Raw genomic sequence first — 16,831 nt, 5'->3', positions numbered from 1 at the left:
TGACGATATGCGCGCAATCATCGCCGTCCGGCCGCAGCCCGCCCCGTAACACTCAACGGTAGATCCTCATGCCACGTTTTGTCCGTCTGTTCGACGCCGCCAGTGAAACCATCACGGCCTTTTACGACGCACTGCGCCGGGGCCAGACGGATCGCGCCATGTCGCTGTGGGCGAACGAGGATTTCGTGAGCTACATCCGCGCCGACGGCACGCGCTGGGATGGCCTCGAGCAGATCCGCAGCGGCCTTGTCGCACAGTTCGCGCAAAGCGTCGTGCTGCTCGACTCGCTCGACACGACCGAGTACGACACGGTTGGCACGGTGGTGCATACGGCGACCGAGGCGATGCGCGTGGGCAACGAAGACGCGGGCCAGACCACCGCCCAGCTCATCCACACGACGTATGTCCTCGTGCACGAGCAGGGCGACTGGCGCTTCGCGCACATCCACTCCAGCCCGTTGCCGCCGCATGCCGTCGAGCAATTCAGCCTGATGATGCACGCGCGTCCGGACGGGCTGCACTGATCGGCGCGGTGTCGCGATGACGGCCCGGCCGGCAGCATTTGTCCCTCAGGATTACCGCGCGCCGCGGTGGCTGCCCGACGGTCACAGCCAGACGATCTATCCGGCCCTGCTCGGCCGCCGTCCGCACGTGCAATTCCGGCGCGAGACCTGGGACACGCCCGACGGCGATTTCGTCGACGTGGACTGGCTCGTGGCGCCGCCGGCGGCCCACCAGGCGCCGCCAACGCCCGAAGGACTCGTCCAGACGCCGCTCGTGGTGCTCTTTCACGGGCTCGAAGGCAGTTCCGGCAGTCACTACGCGCGCACGCTCATGCGCGAAGTCGAGGCTCAGGGCTGGCGCGGCGTGATACCGCACTTTCGCAGTTGCAGCGGGCGCCTGAACCGCGCACCGCGCTTCTACCATTCGGGCGACAGCACCGAACTCGACTGGATGCTGCGGCGCCTGCGCGCCAACACGTCGGGACCGATCTTCGCCGCGGGCGTATCACTGGGCGGCAACGTGCTGTTGCGCTGGCTCGGCGAACGCGAAGGGCAAGCCGCGCAGGTCGTGAGCGCGGCCTGCGCGATCTCCGCGCCGCTCGATCTGCGCGCGGGCGGCCTCGCGCTCTCGCGCGGCTTCAACATGGTGTACACGCGCAACTTCCTGGGCACGCTCAAGAAGAAAGCGCTCGCCAAACTCGAACAGTATCCCGGGCTGTATGACCGTGAGCTGATGATGGCCGCGCGCGATCTCGGCGAATTCGATCATGTGGTGACGGCGCCGCTGCACGGCTATCACAGTGCCTTCGACTACTACACACGCGCATCGAGCAAACCGATCCTGCCGGCCATCGAGGTGCCCACGCTCGTGATCAATGCGCGCAACGATCCGTTCCAGCCGGCCAATGCCCTGCCGGGCGAAGACGACGTCGGCCGCTACGTGCATTTGCTGCAGCCGGCGCACGGCGGACACGTCGGCTTCATGAGCGGAGCGTTTCCCGGCGGCCTCACCTGGATGCCGCGCACGGTCATCGACTATTTCCGCCAGTTTCTGCCGGCTGCCGTCTGAGGTGACGCTATGGATGAAATCGTTCGACAGGCCATGGCCAAATGGCCGAACGTGCCGCATTGCTACGGCTGGCTCGCGCTCGACCGGCGTGGCCAGTGGCGCATGCGAGACGACGCCGCGCAGGCCGCCGGCGCGCCCGGCGACCCGATTCGTCACGCCGCGCTGGTTGCGTTCATCGCGCGCAACTATGCCTGCGACGACGAAGGACGGTGGTACTTCCAGAACGGACCGCAACGCGTGTACGTGGCGCTCGCATATGCGCCGTTCGTCGTGCGACTGACGTGGGACGCCATGGCCCGTGGCGGACGTGGCGCGCCGGTGCTCACCGATCAGCTCGGACGCGCGTTCGCACCGCAAGCCTGCCTGCTCGACGAGGACGGAAACGTCGCGTTCGCCGGCGGGGCAAGCGAGGCGAGAGCGGCGGATGAATCAGAGGCGAATTCGAAAGCCGGCCCGACGCTCGCGCTGCTGCACGATCACGACATCGACCTGCTCACGCAGGTCTCCGATCTCGCGCAGGCATTCGAAGTGTTCGATAGCAGTGAGAGCGATGCGATCCGAGCACGACAGTTCACGCGTCTGCATTGGCGCAACGGCGACTCCCTGCCCTTCGCTTTCGTCCGCGCGGACACCTTGGCGCAGACCTATGGTTTCGAGCGGAATCCACAGATTGGCGCTCAAGGGGCGTGAGCGGTTACTCGGCGGCGTCCCGTTGCACTGGCTCAGCCGTATCGAAGGCTGCGGGATATCGATCGGAATAGAATTTTTCGACGCTACCCTCCGCGTCTTTTACGCCAAGGAGTCTCCATGGCTCACTGGCGAGGCACGATGACAACACGGCAATGCTGACCAGGCCGCCATACAGCCACCATCTGCCTTCCATGGTGTGAGAAGCGTATGAAATGCCATACAGCGCGAACGACAACATACCCGCCAGTTGGGTTGTCAGCAGCGTTGCACCAGCGACTCTGACGCGCACGCGCGATGGCAGCGCGATTACGCGCCGGTCAATACCATTCATCGACAAACAAGCCCCGATGGCCCCTGCCGACATCAAGCTCGCTCCCAGCCAAACGGTGGTATCCGCGACCGTTGCCATTGCGAGGCTGACACCCAGCGCTGCCCAACCGGCAACATAGCCAGGCCTGCGTCCGAATGCGCCGGCAAGCATCGGATGAAGAATCGCAACGCCCGCGACAGATCCGATAACGAATGCAGCGATCAGCCAGCCGGCCTGCGACTCCGGTAGTCGGGCCTGCCGCACGAGTTGAGGAATGAGCACCGGCACGACCCCTGCGGTCGCGACACCCAGCAACATATCCCAGAGCGTGAAGCATCGTTCCGCCGATAGTCGGATTTTTAAGGCGAAGCCGGCAAACGTACGATGCAGTATCGTCTTCGCGGAAATGGGCACCGGCGATTGCCTCCGATCCGGCGACGGCAGTGTCGGCAGTCTTAACAGGATGGGAAGCGCGCAACAACCGAGGGCTGCCAGGCACCCCAAAGCGTATTGCCAGGTATAGAGGAGTAAAGCCGTGCCGGCCAGCAATGGTCCACAGATACGGCCGAGATTGACCACGACTCGTTTCAGTCGAAACGCCGCGAGCACGCGGACCTTTTCGACCGTCTCCGCCGGATAGACGCCAAGCAGCGGTTGCATGGACGCAAATGCGGCGACAGCAATCATGTCGTTCAGCATCCAGAAAGTCAGGCCAAGCGCTGCCCCCGCAATCGCGAGCCGCGAAATGCCGGATAGCACGATGATCGAACACGCCCAACGCATGACCTGCGCCCGCGAAAGCTGCTCGGTCCATAAAGTGGCTACTGGCAGCGCGATGACAGCACATGCGGCAAGCGCAATCTCATAGGCCACCACGCCCGTCGCGCCGAAGCGGTCAAGCAAGACGATAGGAACCACCGCGTTCCACATGCCGAGGTAGACCGCAAGAAGCCAATCCAACGACAGATAAGCGAGAAATAGGGGCACGTTTTGGCAGAAGCGACCACGGCCGGAAATCGGCCGTGGCAACTACGAGGTGAGAAACCAGGTCAGTGAGCGGCTACAAAATGCTCCACGCTTGCGTCAGCTATGTCGACGCCAAATTGACTCAGCAACCGCGTATGCAACGCTCATCCGAACTGCTTGTTGAAGTCCTTCTCGTCTTCCTTGTCTTCCTTGTAGCGACGCTGGAACTCGTGCAGCCGCGCGTCGATGGTCGACATTTCGTAGAAGTCCGCATCGCCGGCGTCGCGCGCGAGCTTGAGCTGGCTGACCGCCGCCATCCATTGCCCCTGCAACGCGTATTGTTCGGCGAGCGCGGAATGCTGGCGCGCCCGCTTGCCAGCCGCCGCCCAGGCCCCCGCGAGAGCGCGCCACCAGATCGGTTCGCTGCGGTAGCGCTCGACCTGCGCCTGGAGGAACTGGGTCGCCTCCGGAATGCGATGGCTTGCGACCAGCGCATCGGCGTAGGCCATGTCGGCCGCCTGCGATAGCGGGAACGCCGCACGGGCCTGCCTGGCAATGCGCAGCGCCTCTTCCGGCCGGCCCGATAGACGCGCGATGTCGGAGTCCAGCACCGCCAGACTGGGTGTGCCCGGCCCCGTGCCGCCGAACGCCGACTTCGCCTTGTCCAGCGCCTCGCGTGCCGGCTCCCAGCGCCGTTGCTTGAATTCCGCGAGGGCCACCGCGTACCAGGCACCCGCTACGCTCGGCGCCGTTTGCGTGCGGATGTGAGTGCGCTGCGCTTCCGCCACGGTGGCATAGTCGCTCGCGGACTTCTGCTGCAGGACGAGCGCGCGCGCCCGCACGAACGCGAACTCCGGCGACTGCTCCGGCTGGCGGTACCCCGCGTTGCGCGAGCGATTGAGCATGTCGGCGATCCGCTCGTTGGTCAGCGGGTGGGTGCGCACGTATTCCGGCACGCCGGCTTCGTTGATGGCATCGGCGCGCTGCAGGCGCTCGAAGAACGTCGGCATTGCATACGTATCGAAGCCGGCCGCCTGCAGCAACTGGAAACCGACGCGGTCCGCCTCGCGTTCCGCGTCGCGCGAGAAGCGTAGTTGACGATCGACGGCCAGCCCCTGCCCGCCCATCGCGATGCCCATCCCGAGGTCGGAACTGCGCGCGCCGATCCCGGCGAGCAGCCCAAGCAACATGCCGCCGAGCGCGATCCACGAGTTCTGCGACTGCGCACCGAGCATTCGCGCGATGTGATGCTGCAGCACGTGCCCCGTTTCGTGACCGACGACCGACGCCAGTTCCGATTCGGTGCGCGTGGTGACGATCAGCCCCGTGTTGATGCCGATGAAGCCGCCGGGCAGCGAGAACGCGTTGATCGCCGCATCGCGCACCACGAAGAATTCGAAGCTCTGGCTCGCGTCGAGTCCGACCTTGCGTGTGGCCGACACGAGCTTGCTGCCAAGCGCGTTGACGTAATCGGAGAGCAGCAGATCGGACAGGTAGTCGGGGTCGGCGCGAATCTCGCGCATGACGCGCTCTCCGAGCTTGCGCTCCATCGCCGGCGAAAGGTCCGCGGCCGAACTCTGGCCGAGGGTTGGCAGCGACTGCGCGGCGGCCTGCGTGGGCAGCACGGCGCCGGCAAAGGTCATGGCGGTCATGACCGGCACGAGCGCCGACGCGATCACGCGTCGCCATGGGGCGGCGGCGGCAGGCGAGTGGCGGGAAAGCGAACGGGACGAGGCGCGGAACGAACGTGGCGAACGCGTCATGGGAAGAGGCGCGACATGGCGCTGGTCATTCGGAGCTGCTGCTATGATAGCAGCCGGACGCGGACGTTCCGCAGCGGGGCTTGCGGCGGCAAATGGCAATGACCGGGCAACAAGCGCTGCACCAAGCACCGGCACCGGCACCGGCACCGATTACCGACACCAATTACCGACACCGATTACCGACACCAATTACCGGCGCCAAGCAGGGCAACAACGGTCAGCCGTGCGCGACGTACCGGTGCACCGGCGGCGACACCGTCCATCGAAGCCTCGGCGCCCGCGCCCTCCCGCAATCTTCCCTGCATCTCACAGTATCGACTCATGGCAGAACTCACCCACTTCGACACCGCCGGTCAGGCCCATATGGTCGACGTCGGCGGCAAAGACAGCACGCATCGCGTGGCCGTCGCGCGCGGCACTATCCAGATGAAGCCGGAAACGCTCGCGCTGGTTCGCAGCGGCACGGCGAAAAAGGGCGACGTGCTCGGCATCGCCCGCATCGCCGCCATTCAGGGCGCCAAGCGCACGGCCGATCTGATCCCGCTGTGCCATCCGCTCGCGCTCACGCGCGTGACGGTCGAGTTCCTCGTCGACGAGGGTGCTAGCGCCGTGCACTGTCGCGCACAGGTCGAAACCGTCGGCCGCACCGGCGTGGAAATGGAAGCGCTCACCGCCGTGCAGGTCGGGCTACTCACGATTTACGACATGTGCAAGGCGGTCGATCGCGGCATGACGATGACCGACGTGCGGGTGCTGGAGAAGCATGGCGGCAAGTCGGGGGACTGGGTGGCGCAGGCCTGAGTGCCGTCTGGCCGAGTCCGGCCGAGTCCGGCCGAGTCTGGCCGAGTCTGGCCGAGTCTGGCCCGATCTGACGCGATCAGCGGCGGCCAGGAACGATCAGCGGGGCGACGCCGTCCACTGCACCGCCAGAATGCTCGCGAACACCATGGCGAGCCCGACGAACGCCAGACCCCGGATCGCCTGATCGAGCAACACCCAACCCAGCACCACTGCCGTCAACGGACTGAGCAGTCCCAGCGACGACACGGCCACCGGCGCCAGACGCGCGATCCCGCGAAACCATAACGCGTAGGCGAGCAGCGCCCCCGCCATCGACAGGTACAGATAACCAAGCGCCTGCCACAGCGTGAGCGAGGGCAGCGGTGGATCGAACCATATCGCCAGCGGCGCGAGCATCAGTCCACCGAGCCACAATTGCCAGCCGGTCAACGCCAGCACTGGCATTTGCGGACGCCAGCGACGCGTGAGATAGGTGCCCGTCGCCATGCTCGCCGCGCCGGCGAGCGCCGCCAGAATGCCGATCGGCTCGAACACCGTGCCAGGCGAGAGCAGCAGCACCGCCATGCCGACGACGCCGGCCACCGCCGCCCACACCGTCGACGACAACGGACGGCGGTGCTCCACGCCCCAGGCCAGCGCCATCACCAATAGCGGCTGGATCGCCCCGACCACCGCGGCGAGCCCGCCCGGCAGCCGATACGCCGCGACGAACAGCAGCGCCTGAAATGCCCCGATGTTGAGCGCCGAGAGCACCAGCAGACGCCCCCACTCGCGGCGCACCGGCCAGCGCCGCGCATAGACCAGCAGCAACAGTCCCGACGGCAACACGCGAATGAGCGCCGCCGTAAACGGCCGGTCGGGCGGCAGCACCTGCGTGGTCACGATATAGGTCGAGCCCCAGATCATGGGCGCAAGCGCGGTGAGCAGTGCATCGGCCCAGCGCCCTCTCGAAAGGGAATCGGCGGTCGTCATGTCAATTTATCTTCAATTCAAGATAAAAACAGTTTGGTATCATTTTGCCTCGACGTCAAGATAAATGAGGCGAAGCATGGCGAACGGACCGGCGAGCAGGGCCCAGGCGCGCACGCGCGAGGTGAGCGCACGGCAGACGGTGGCTGGGGACAATGCCCTCGCGGACATGACCGGGGACGGGGCCGGGGACGGCGACGCCGTCGACGAAATTCTCGCGCAGTGGCGCCGGGAGCGTCCCGATCTGGACATTTTTCCGATGGGCATGGTCGGGCGTCTCATGCGCTGCGCGGCGCTGGTCCAGCAGCAGCTCGACCCGACGTTTGCCGAATTCGGGATGAGCGGGTGGGAGTTCGACATGCTCGCGACGCTGCGTCGCTCGGGCGCACCTTACCGGCTCGCACCGACCACCCTCTTCTCGGCGCTGATGGTGACCTCCGGCACGATGACGCACCGGTTGCAACGCCTCGAAGCGCGCGGCTGGATCACACGCGTGCCGAATCCGGAGGATGCGCGCAGCACGCTCGTCGAGCTCACGGCCGAGGGGTTCGCGTTGATCGAGCGGGCCGTGCAAGCCCACGTGGCAAACGAGCACCGGATGCTCGCGCCGCTCTCGCCGGCGCTGCTGCAACAGATCGACGCCGGCCTGAGCACCTGGTTGCAGGCGCTTGAAGCCCGACGTTGATCTGACGTCAGCCGCACGTCAGCCGGACGTTCGCCCGGCGCTGAAATCAAGCGAAGCCGGTCAAGCGAAGCGGACAGCGTCAATGGCGACGGTGGGCGCGGCGTCAAGCCGCCGCGACGTTGCCCACGCGCTGGCGCTGCGGCCAGAAGTACCACACCGCGCCGAGCACCTGCAGCACGACGAGAATCGTCCAGGCGGTGAAATGCGCGTCGGCACTGTGCGCCGCATAAGCGCCGAGCACCGCGCCCACACCGACCTGACACAGGAAGATCAGCACGAAGATGACGAGCGTGAGCGACGTGTTCACACGTCCGATCAGCGTGCCGTGGAAGTGCTCGGCGAGCACCGCATACGAGAGGATGCCCGTACCGCCGAAGATGCCGTAAGCCGCCCAAAGCCCGACCGGCGCAATCGGAGCGCGCAGCATTAGCAGCAGCTGCACGACGACGAAGAGCACCATGCCCACGCCCGAGAACGCGAACACGCTCACCCCGCGCCGCTCCAGCGAGCGTGCGGCCGCGCCGAACACCACGCTGCCCGCCATCATCGCCAGTCCCACGACCGAAACCAGCGATGCCGCCTCGCCTGCCGACAGCCCTTGCACGTCTCGCATGAACGGCGCCATCCACAGCGACTGCATCGCATAGAACACGCCCTGCGTGATGCCCGAGAGCGAGGTCACCTTCCAGAACATTGCGCTGCCCAGCACCTGACGCACGCCGTCGAGCGCCTCGCGCAGCCCGCCCTGCGCATGCGCGCCCGTCTTCTCCGGGGCGCCGAACCACAGCGTGGCCGACATGAAGACGGTGAGTGCGGCCAGCCCGAACGACACCACGCGCCAATCCGTCATGCCGAGCAGCCAGTTGAGCGGCGTGCCGACGACCACGCCGCCCAGCCCGCCCACGGCCATCACCAGACCGTTGAGCAGCGGCAGACGCGCCACCGGAAACCACTGCGCGAGCGCCTTGAACGCGCTGCCCAGACACACCGACACGCCAACGCCGATGAGCAGGCGTCCCGCCATGAGCATTCCCACGCCTTGCGCCAGCCCGAACAGCGCCGCGCCGGCCGCGGCGAGCAGCAGCACGAGCGAGGCCACGCGACGCGGGCCGAACTTGTCGAGCAGCACGCCCGCCGGGAGCTGCGCGCCGGCGAAGCCCAGGAAATAGAGGCTGGTGAGCAAACCGAGATCGGCGGACGACAGGCCGAGCTCGCGCGTCATGAAAGGCGCGAAACCGATATTCACGCCGCGGTACACGTAGGAGACGAAGTATCCGCAGGCGAACAGTACAAAGATGCGAAGCGCTTTGGACATGAAGCCATACCCTGATCAATTGCCAGGGTATGGATTGTCGGCGCTTCGGCGCGCGCAGGCCAACGAAACCTTTGCGCTCGCATTGTGAGTAGAATTTGACATCATGTTCTCTCATCTGCCTCCCCTTCAATCGCTGCGTGCGCTAGAGGCGGCGGCCCGTCACCGGAGTTTTACGCGGGCGGCCGACGAATTGAATTTGACGCACAGTGCGGTCAGTCATCACATGCGCTCGCTCGAGCAGCAGCTCGGCACGGCGCTGTTTCGCCGCGTCGGCGCGCGCATGATTCCGACGAGCGTGGGCGCGCGCCTCGCGGAGCGCGTGCGCATCGGCATGTCCGAGCTCGATGAGGCATTCACCGAAGCGCGTGCCGGCACCGCGGCCGGGGGCGCGCCCGGCACCGTCAGGCTCGAAGTGAGCGTAATGACCGATCTCGCCTCGCAATGGATGATTCCGCGACTCGCGCGCTTTAGCGAGCGGCATCCGGGCATCGACCTGATGGTGCGCGTGCATGCCGACATCGCCGCGCCCGATCCGTACTCCGTGGACGTCGGCGTGTGGCACCAGCGCGTCGAGGAGACGGGGTTCGTGACGCGCAAGCTGCTCGACGACTACGTCATCGCCGTGTGTCATCCCGACCTGATCGCGCGCGTGCCGGGCTTCACCGTGGCCGACACCCCGAGGCTGCCCATGCTGCGCTTCGCGCATCGCTCGTGGCGCGACTGGCTAGTGGCCGCCGGGCTGCCACCGCATGAACCGACGCGCGGGCCGATCTTCGACGATTCGGGTCTGCTCCTGCGCGCGGCGATTGCGGGACAGGGCGTGGCCACGACGCGCAGCCTGCTGGTTCGCGACACGCTGGCGAGCGGCGAGCTCGTGCAGGTCGGCGACATCCGCATTCCGCCCAGTCTCGAATATCACGTGAGCTGGCGAGAGAATCATCCGCGCGAGCGCGCCATTCATGCGTTCTGGCAATGGATGCAGGATGAAATCGCCGCGACGGCGCCCCTGGGGCCGCCGTCGGTACGCGCGGGCGAGCGCCCCGCGTGAGACGCGCGATGCCGATGCACCGCGCATAAAAAAAGCGGCAACGAATTCCGAAGAACTCGTTGCCGCGGTTGGCGCGGGCTTCGTCGGCGATGCGACGTGCCGTGAAGCCCGGCGACCGGCAGGCGAAGCGTCCCGGATCGCCCGGGCCGCTCCTGCAGTCTCGTGCGAGACTTACATGCCCATGCCCATGCCGCCCATACCGCCCATGTCACCCATGCCGCCAGGCATCGGGGCATCTTCCTTCGGCAGTTCGGCCACGGCGCAGTCGGTCGTGAGCAGCAGGCCCGAGACCGAAGCCGCGTTTTGCAGCGCCGTGCGGGTCACCTTGGTCGGGTCGACAACGCCCATTTCGACCAGATCGCCGTACTCGCCCGTCGCGGCGTTGTAGCCGAAGTTGCCCTTGCCTTCCACGACCTTGGCCACGACCACGCTGGCTTCCTCGCCACCGTTGGCGACGATCTGGCGCAGCGGCTCTTCCATGGCGCGCAGCACGATCTTGATACCGGCGTCCTGGTCAGGGTTGTCGCCCTTGAGACCCGAGACGGCCACGCGAGCACGCAGCAGTGCCACACCACCGCCCGGGACGATGCCTTCTTCCACGGCAGCGCGGGTAGCGTGCAGCGCGTCTTCCACGCGAGCCTTCTTTTCCTTCATTTCGACTTCGGTCGCGGCACCGACCTTGATCACCGCAACGCCGCCGGCCAGCTTGGCCACGCGCTCTTGCAGCTTTTCACGGTCGTAGTCGCTCGTGGCTTCTTCGATCTGGGCGCGGATTTGCTTGACGCGCGCTTCGATGTTCGCAGCCTCGCCGGCACCGTCGATGATGATGGTGTTTTCCTTGCCGATCTCGACGCGCTTGGCCTGGCCCAGCTCGTTGAGCGTGGCCTTCTCCAGCGTCAGGCCGATTTCTTCGGCGATGACCTGGCCGCCCGTCAGGATGGCGATGTCTTCCAGCATGGCCTTGCGGCGGTCGCCGAAGCCCGGTGCCTTGACGGCGCAGGTCTTGAGGATGCCGCGGATGTTGTTGACCACCAGCGTTGCCAGGGCTTCGCCCTCGACGTCTTCGGCGATGATCAGCAGCGGACGGCCAGCCTTGGCGACTTGCTCGAGCACCGGCAGCAGGTCACGGATGTTCGAGACCTTCTTGTCGAACAGCAGAACGTAAGGGTTCTCCAGAACGGCGACTTGCTTTTCCGGGGTGTTGATGAAGTACGGCGACAGGTAGCCGCGGTCGAACTGCATACCTTCGACGACGTCGAGTTCGTCTTGCAGCGACTTGCCGTCTTCGACGGTGATCACGCCTTCCTTGCCGACCTTGTCCATCGCCTTGGCGATGTAGTCGCCGATCGACGTGTCGCTGTTGGCCGAGATCGAGCCGACCTGCGCGATTTCCTTGTTGGTCGTGCACGGCTTGCTGATCTTGCGCAGTTCCTCGATGGCAGCGGCGACAGCCTTGTCGATGCCGCGCTTGAGGTCCATCGGGTTCATGCCCGAGGCCACATACTTCATGCCTTCGCGGACGATCGACTGAGCCAGCACCGTAGCGGTGGTGGTGCCGTCACCGGCGTTGTCGCTGGTCTTGGAAGCCACTTCCTTGACCATTTGCGCGCCCATGTTCTGGAGCTTGTCCTTCAGTTCGATTTCCTTGGCGACCGACACACCGTCCTTCGTCACGGTCGGGCCGCCGAAGCTGCGCTCGAGCACCACGTTGCGACCCTTCGGGCCCAGGGTCACCTTGACGGCGTTAGCGAGGATGTTGACACCCTCGACCATCTTGGCACGAGCGGAATCGCCGAAAACGACTTCTTTAGCTGCCATTGCATTAACTCCTTGAATGCTTTACGTAGATGTCTGTGGGGGACAGACTTACTTGGCCACCACGGCCATGATGTCTTCTTCACGCATGACCAGCAGTTCCTGGCCATCGACCTTGACGGTCTGGCCGGCGTACTTGCCGAACAGAACGCGGTCGCCCACCTTCACGTCGAGTGCGATCGACTTGCCTTGATCGTCTTTCTTGCCCGGGCCGACGGCCAGGATTTCGCCCTGATCCGGCTTTTCAGCTGCGGCGTCCGGGATCACGATGCCCGATGCGGTCTTCGTTTCGTTGTCCAGGCGCTTGACAATAACGCGGTCATGCAAGGGACGAAGGTTCATTACAAGCTCCTCATTTCTCTCTGTGAGATCGTGAAAACTTGAATATGCAACTGTTTGCATATTCGGTGAATTCATGGCGTTAGCACTCTGCGCCAACGAGTGCTAATTATAGGGACGGGGTTTTACGATTTCAAGACTCGGGGTTTTCCCGGAGATGCGCCGAGATTCGCCGAGACGCGGCGCGTGGACGCACGCGGTGACGGACGACCGGACAGGCCCTCTCGTACATGGCGGTGGCGCCCGCCCCGGGGCGCGTTGCCGCCCACGTCGCAGGGCGGCGTCACGTCGGCGACATCGCCGCCTACATCTCGTCGACGGCCGTCGTGGCGGTGGGCTGACCGTCTCGCTGCTCCAGCGAGAAGCGGTTGCGCGTATCGACGTAGAAGCTCGCGCCGAAACGCCCTACGGGGAAATAGTTCTGCAACCGCACGCGCCAGGTCTCGGTATCGATCAGATCGTCGCGCGCATGCATGCGCTCGACACGCCCGATGAAGATGTGGCGGCTCGGCGTCTCGAGCGTCTCCCATAACGTGCATTCGAACGCGACGGGCGCCTCGGCGATCCGGGGTGGCGCAACGAGGCTGCTCGGCGTCGGCGTGAGCCTCGCGTGGGCGAGCTCGCTCTCGGTCGGCGGCAGGCGCTCGCCGCACGCGTGCATGCGCGCGGTCATCGCCTCGTCGCTCAGATGCACGACATATTCCCGGTCGCGCAGAATGTTCGTTGCGGTGTCCTTGAGCGAGTCGTCGTCGCGCCGGTTGATGGAGAGCATCACAATCGGCGGCTCCTCACCGAGCATGTTGAACATCGAGAACGGCGCGGCGTTGACGGTGCCGCCATGGTTGATCGTCGTGACGAGCGCAATCGGGCGCGGCACGATCAGGCTCGCCATCAGCTTGTAGCGCTGATACGCGGTGATTTCGCGAAAGTCGATTTCCATGCGAAGTCCTCAGGCCCGCTTGCGGGCAATGCGTTTGGCCGGGCTCAGGGGCGGCACGTCGTCCGCGAGCGCGGGGACCGGTAAGCCGAGCAGCGAGGCCAGACTCTTCTGCCCGCGCATTCGGGTCGTCTCGATGCGGCGCTCGAGTTCTTCGAGATGCGAGTGCATGCGGGCGATGGCACCGGCGGCGTCGCGTTGCTCGATACAGGCCACGATCGCCGCGTGCTCCTCATGTTCGCACGGCGCATAGCCGGGCGGCTCGTACAGTCCGACGATGAGCGAGCACCGCGAAATCAGCTCGGTGAGGTAACGCAGCAACACGGCGTTACCGGCAAGCGCCGCCACGCGCAAATGGAAGTCGCTCGCCAGCCGCGCCCACGACGGTTGGTCGAAGCGGTGCATCGCTTCGTGCTCGGCGCCCAGTTGGCGGCGCAGCATGGCAAGGTCGTCGTCGGTCACGCGCGACACGGCAAGCGCCACCAGCGAACGCTCCAGCGCGCGACGCGCTTCGAATATCTCGCGCGTTTCTTCCGGCGTCGGCTCGGCGATCACCGCCCCCCGGTTCGGCCTGAGCGTGACGATGCCGTCGTGCGCCAGGCGCTCGAGCACGCGCCGCACGAGCGCGCGTCCCACGTCGAACAATTGGCACAGCTCGGGCTCCGGAAGCTTCGTGCCGGGGGTGAGCCGATGCGCGAGCACCCCATCGACGATAGTGCGATAGATATGCGTTTCGACGCGGGTCTCGGCGCTCTGATCGTCGTCGTTTGCCACGGGCGAATGCAGGGCGAGGAGACGGGATTCGGTCGCGCCTGCGTCGGACCCCGCCCCGCTGGCGCTGGCGGCATTGGTGGCGTGGCGGCGCGCACGCGCGACGGGCTTGTCTGCTGGCATGGCTGGCGAATGCGGCAAAGGTGAACTAGACGGCGAAGGCAATAGAGTCGACGCTCCGGCCCCGGAGTGCGCGGCGCAATCCGGGCAATATGGCTTGAGCGGCATGATGCGCTCATCCCATGACGGCGTGGGGATCGGCCTCGCTCACCGACGCCACGTGCGCGGCGATATCGCCCGGCGTCGCGATCCAGATCTCGCCGCGCCGCGCCGCGCCCGCGATGGGCATGAGCGCACGCCGCAGATGCCGGAGACGATATGGCTGTCCGACCAGGTACGGATGCAGCGCAATACCCATCACGAGCGGCTGGCCCCGCGTCGGATGCTCGGCTTGCGCGTACATCTCGTCGAAGTTGTCGGCAATCATGTCGGCGAACGCGGCGCCGTCCATCTGACGTCCGACAATCATCGGGATGTCGTTCAATTCCTGCGGATACGGCACCGACCACAGCGTGCCGTGCGCCGTGCGCATGCGCACCGGGCGGTCGTCGTGGCACCAGTTCAGCGTGTATCGGTAGCCGGTGCGCACGAGCAGGTCCGGTGTGTGATGCGTCTCCGAGATCCACGGCGAGAGCCATCCCGAGGGCGTGTAGCCGGTCACCTCGGTCATGCGCGAACGGCAATGCGCCAGCAGGTCACGCTCGTGCGCGTACTCGAAATCGCTCTGCCGATGCGCGTTGGTGTGACCGTGTCCGATCAATTCGTCTGCGCGCGCGACGCACGCCTGCACGAGTTCGGGACAGTGATCGAGCAGCGACGTATTGAGCATGACACCGGCCGGCATGGCGAGTTCGTCGAACAGATCGAGACAGCGCCACGCACCGACGCGGTTGCCGTATTCGCGCCAGCTGTAGTTCAGTACGTCCGGCTGCGGCGAGGCGGGGCCGAGGCTTGCGCCCAGCCCTTCTCCAAAGGCGAAATGCTCCAGATTGAAGCCGAGATAGACGGCCAGCCGCGCGCCGTTGGGCCAGCGGTACGTGTCGCGCGCCGTGATCGGCAGGTAGTCGAAGCGGCCGTGCGAGCGAAGCGCGCCGAAGCGGGCGTCTTCGGTGGCGCGGGCCTCGGGTTCCGGCAGAGGAAGTGTCAGGGTCATCGTGTGTCGTCTTGAAACATTCGCGCACCGCCCCAGTGCGGGCGCGTTCCGAATTGGCGCCAAGTGCGTCGTCAACGAACGCCATGACCAATCGTTCGCAATTTCGATGCCAGATCGTCGACACGTTGCCGTTCATATTGCGCGACGCGATTCCTTCGAAATGTCGACGAGGTGGCATGCCTCTTGCGTAAGGCGAGGACATCGCGGGCTGTGCCCGACGCCGGGACGCGCTGCCGTCCTTCCCGATTCGCTTTCGATTGGCTTCCGACACATCGCCCCCGGTGTGTCTTCACGGAGATTGCTCATGCCCGCCTCTGCACGTCACAACGCCTTCTGCACGACTGCCCCGACCTCGCTGTGCGCCCCGTCCCGCCGTCGCTGGCTTCGCGCCGGGGCTGCCGCCCTGGCCGCCGCCGGCATGTTCGCGAGCGTATCGGGCTACGCGGCGGACACGGTCAGGATCGGGCTGGTCACGGCGCTCTCCGGACAGTCGGCACGCGCGGGCGAAGCCCTCACGCGCGGCATGACCATCGCCATCGACGAGATCAACGCCAGCGGCGGCGTACTCGGCGGGCGCAAGCTCGAACTGGTGCGGCGCGACGACGAAGGCAACCCCGCCAAGGGCGTGCTCGCCGCGCGCGAACTCATCTACAAGGACAAAGTGGCGGTGCTCTTCGGGGGGCTGGATACGCCGGTCTCCATGGCCATCGTGCCCATTGCCAATCAGGAGAAGGTGCCGTTCATGGGGCCGTGGGCTGCGGGCACACCGATTACCCACAACGGCGCCAGTCCCAACTATGTGTTTCGCGTGTCGGCCGTCGACGAAATCGTGGACGGGGCGATGGTGAACTACGCGCAGCAGAATTTCGGTGCGAAAAAGCTCGGCCTGATTCTCGTGAACAACCCGTGGGGCGAGTCGAACGAGAAAGGCATCGTCGCCGCGCTGGCGGCCAAGGGCATGAAGCCGGCCGCCGTCGAGAAGTTCGAGGCGAACGACGTGGATGTCACGCCGCAACTCGGACGCCTGAAGGCCGCCGGCGCCGACACCCTGCTGATGGTGGGCAACGTGGGGCCGTCGGCACAGGTGGTGAAGTCGCTCGATCGCATGGGCTGGAAGGTCCCCATCGTCTCGCACTGGGGTCCGGCGGGCGGCCGCTTCACAGAGTTGGCCGGCCCGAACGCGAAGACCGTGCATTTCGTGCAGACGTATAGCTTCTTCGGGGCCACGTCGCCGGTCAGCGCGCGTGTCGTTGCTGCGCTCAAGGCCAAATACCCGGACGTCAAGGGGCCGGACGACATCACGCCGGCAGTCGGCGTCGCCAACGCATACGACGCCATGCGCCTTACCGCGCTTGCCATCGACCGTGCCGGTTCGACCAACGGCGATGCGATCCGCGCCGGCTTCTACAGGATCGACCGCTACGAGGGCCTCATCAAGACGTATGTGAAGCCGTTCAGCGAGCAGCAGCACGACGCCCTGTCGGCACAGGACTACGTGTGGGCGCAGTTCATCGACAACCGCATCGTGCCGGTCTCGCAGGCGGGCGCGAAGGTCGCGGCGAAGTGAGTCGCCGAAGCGGGTCATCGAAGTCAGTCTTATCCCGCAGCCGAACGCCTCTGTCCGATCGACCGTGATC

At 65.8% G+C, this 16,831-nt stretch carries 16 protein-coding genes; 7 read left to right on the top strand and 9 right to left on the bottom strand.

Annotated features, from left to right (window positions below):
• Window positions 1–68 precede the first annotated feature (68 nt).
• From CDN36_RS09380 to CDN36_RS09370, 3 genes are read left to right on the top strand one after another with little or no spacing between them, the layout of a single operon-like run.
• The gene (locus tag CDN36_RS09380; protein WP_150557045.1) at window positions 69–524 is read left to right on the top strand and encodes a nuclear transport factor 2 family protein; all 456 of its coding nucleotides are present in this window, start codon (window positions 69–71) and stop codon (window positions 522–524) included.
• Window positions 525–540: 16 nt separating this feature from the next.
• Window positions 541–1,572, top strand: coding sequence for a hydrolase (locus CDN36_RS09375; RefSeq protein ID WP_150557046.1), 1,032 nt, complete (start codon window positions 541–543; stop codon window positions 1,570–1,572).
• A 9-nt stretch (window positions 1,573–1,581) separates the two neighbouring features.
• The gene (locus tag CDN36_RS09370; RefSeq protein ID WP_287496586.1) at window positions 1,582–2,262 is read left to right on the top strand and encodes a DUF2946 family protein; all 681 of its coding nucleotides are present in this window, start codon (window positions 1,582–1,584) and stop codon (window positions 2,260–2,262) included.
• Between the two features lie 4 nt (window positions 2,263–2,266).
• On the opposite strand, the gene CDN36_RS09365 is transcribed toward CDN36_RS09370, so the two are convergent.
• Both CDN36_RS09365 and CDN36_RS09360 read right to left on the bottom strand, forming a co-directional pair.
• The gene (locus tag CDN36_RS09365) at window positions 2,267–3,559 is read right to left on the bottom strand and encodes an MFS transporter (protein WP_287496585.1); all 1,293 of its coding nucleotides are present in this window, start codon (window positions 3,557–3,559) and stop codon (window positions 2,267–2,269) included.
• A gap of 143 nt (window positions 3,560–3,702) precedes the next feature.
• Window positions 3,703–5,301, bottom strand: a complete 1,599-nt coding sequence (locus CDN36_RS09360) for a M48 family metalloprotease (protein ID WP_287496584.1) — start codon at window positions 5,299–5,301, stop codon at window positions 3,703–3,705.
• Window positions 5,302–5,622: 321 nt separating this feature from the next.
• On the opposite strand from CDN36_RS09360, the gene moaC reads away from it, so the two are divergent.
• Window positions 5,623–6,102: a cyclic pyranopterin monophosphate synthase MoaC gene (moaC, locus tag CDN36_RS09355; RefSeq protein ID WP_150557049.1), complete on the top strand. Its 480-nt coding sequence runs from the start codon at window positions 5,623–5,625 to the stop codon at window positions 6,100–6,102.
• A 96-nt stretch (window positions 6,103–6,198) separates the two neighbouring features.
• On the opposite strand, the gene CDN36_RS09350 is transcribed toward moaC, so the two are convergent.
• Entirely contained in the window at window positions 6,199–7,074 is an 876-nt protein-coding gene (locus CDN36_RS09350) for an EamA family transporter (protein WP_287496583.1), read from the bottom strand.
• Between the two features lie 166 nt (window positions 7,075–7,240).
• Here CDN36_RS09350 and CDN36_RS09345 point away from each other — a divergent pair, with 166 nt between their 5' ends.
• On the top strand, window positions 7,241–7,756 hold the full coding sequence (locus tag CDN36_RS09345) for a MarR family winged helix-turn-helix transcriptional regulator (RefSeq protein WP_150557070.1): 516 nt from the start codon (window positions 7,241–7,243) through the stop codon (window positions 7,754–7,756).
• 103 nt (window positions 7,757–7,859) lie between these two features.
• On the opposite strand, the gene CDN36_RS09340 is transcribed toward CDN36_RS09345, so the two are convergent.
• Complete coding sequence (locus CDN36_RS09340; RefSeq protein ID WP_287496582.1) at window positions 7,860–9,071, bottom strand: MFS transporter; 1,212 nt, start codon at window positions 9,069–9,071, stop codon at window positions 7,860–7,862.
• A 103-nt stretch (window positions 9,072–9,174) separates the two neighbouring features.
• On the opposite strand from CDN36_RS09340, the gene CDN36_RS09335 reads away from it, so the two are divergent.
• Window positions 9,175–10,119 (top strand): LysR substrate-binding domain-containing protein, encoded by a 945-nt coding sequence (locus CDN36_RS09335; RefSeq protein ID WP_150557052.1) that lies wholly within the window; start codon window positions 9,175–9,177, stop codon window positions 10,117–10,119.
• 171 nt (window positions 10,120–10,290) lie between these two features.
• Here CDN36_RS09335 and groL read toward each other — a convergent pair whose 3' ends face one another.
• The 5 genes from groL to CDN36_RS09310 all read right to left on the bottom strand — a co-directional run bounded on the left by groL (window position 10,291) and on the right by CDN36_RS09310 (window position 15,194).
• Complete coding sequence (gene groL, locus CDN36_RS09330) at window positions 10,291–11,937, bottom strand: chaperonin GroEL (protein WP_150557053.1); 1,647 nt, start codon at window positions 11,935–11,937, stop codon at window positions 10,291–10,293.
• 48 nt (window positions 11,938–11,985) lie between these two features.
• Window positions 11,986–12,276 carry a co-chaperone GroES gene (groES, locus tag CDN36_RS09325; protein WP_150557071.1) on the bottom strand — a complete coding sequence of 97 codons (291 nt, stop codon included), beginning with the start codon at window positions 12,274–12,276 and terminating at the stop codon, window positions 11,986–11,988.
• Window positions 12,277–12,577: 301 nt separating this feature from the next.
• Window positions 12,578–13,213 (bottom strand): flavin reductase family protein, encoded by a 636-nt coding sequence (locus CDN36_RS09320; protein WP_287496581.1) that lies wholly within the window; start codon window positions 13,211–13,213, stop codon window positions 12,578–12,580.
• Between the two features lie 9 nt (window positions 13,214–13,222).
• Window positions 13,223–14,104 carry a GntR family transcriptional regulator gene (locus CDN36_RS09315; protein WP_287496580.1) on the bottom strand — a complete coding sequence of 294 codons (882 nt, stop codon included), beginning with the start codon at window positions 14,102–14,104 and terminating at the stop codon, window positions 13,223–13,225.
• Window positions 14,105–14,216: 112 nt separating this feature from the next.
• Complete coding sequence (locus CDN36_RS09310) at window positions 14,217–15,194, bottom strand: polysaccharide deacetylase family protein (RefSeq protein WP_287496579.1); 978 nt, start codon at window positions 15,192–15,194, stop codon at window positions 14,217–14,219.
• Window positions 15,195–15,612: 418 nt separating this feature from the next.
• On the opposite strand from CDN36_RS09310, the gene CDN36_RS09305 reads away from it, so the two are divergent.
• Window positions 15,613–16,761 carry an ABC transporter substrate-binding protein gene (locus tag CDN36_RS09305; protein ID WP_287496665.1) on the top strand — a complete coding sequence of 383 codons (1,149 nt, stop codon included), beginning with the start codon at window positions 15,613–15,615 and terminating at the stop codon, window positions 16,759–16,761.
• Window positions 16,762–16,831 lie beyond the last annotated feature (70 nt).

It is taken from the genome of Pandoraea sp. CB10b_02 (assembly GCF_002216225.1).
GTDB classification, from domain to species: domain Bacteria; phylum Pseudomonadota; class Gammaproteobacteria; order Burkholderiales; family Burkholderiaceae; genus Pandoraea; species Pandoraea nosoerga.
The sequence above is the reverse complement of the archived record's forward strand: the minus strand, read 5'-3'. Positions and strand labels throughout refer to the sequence as shown.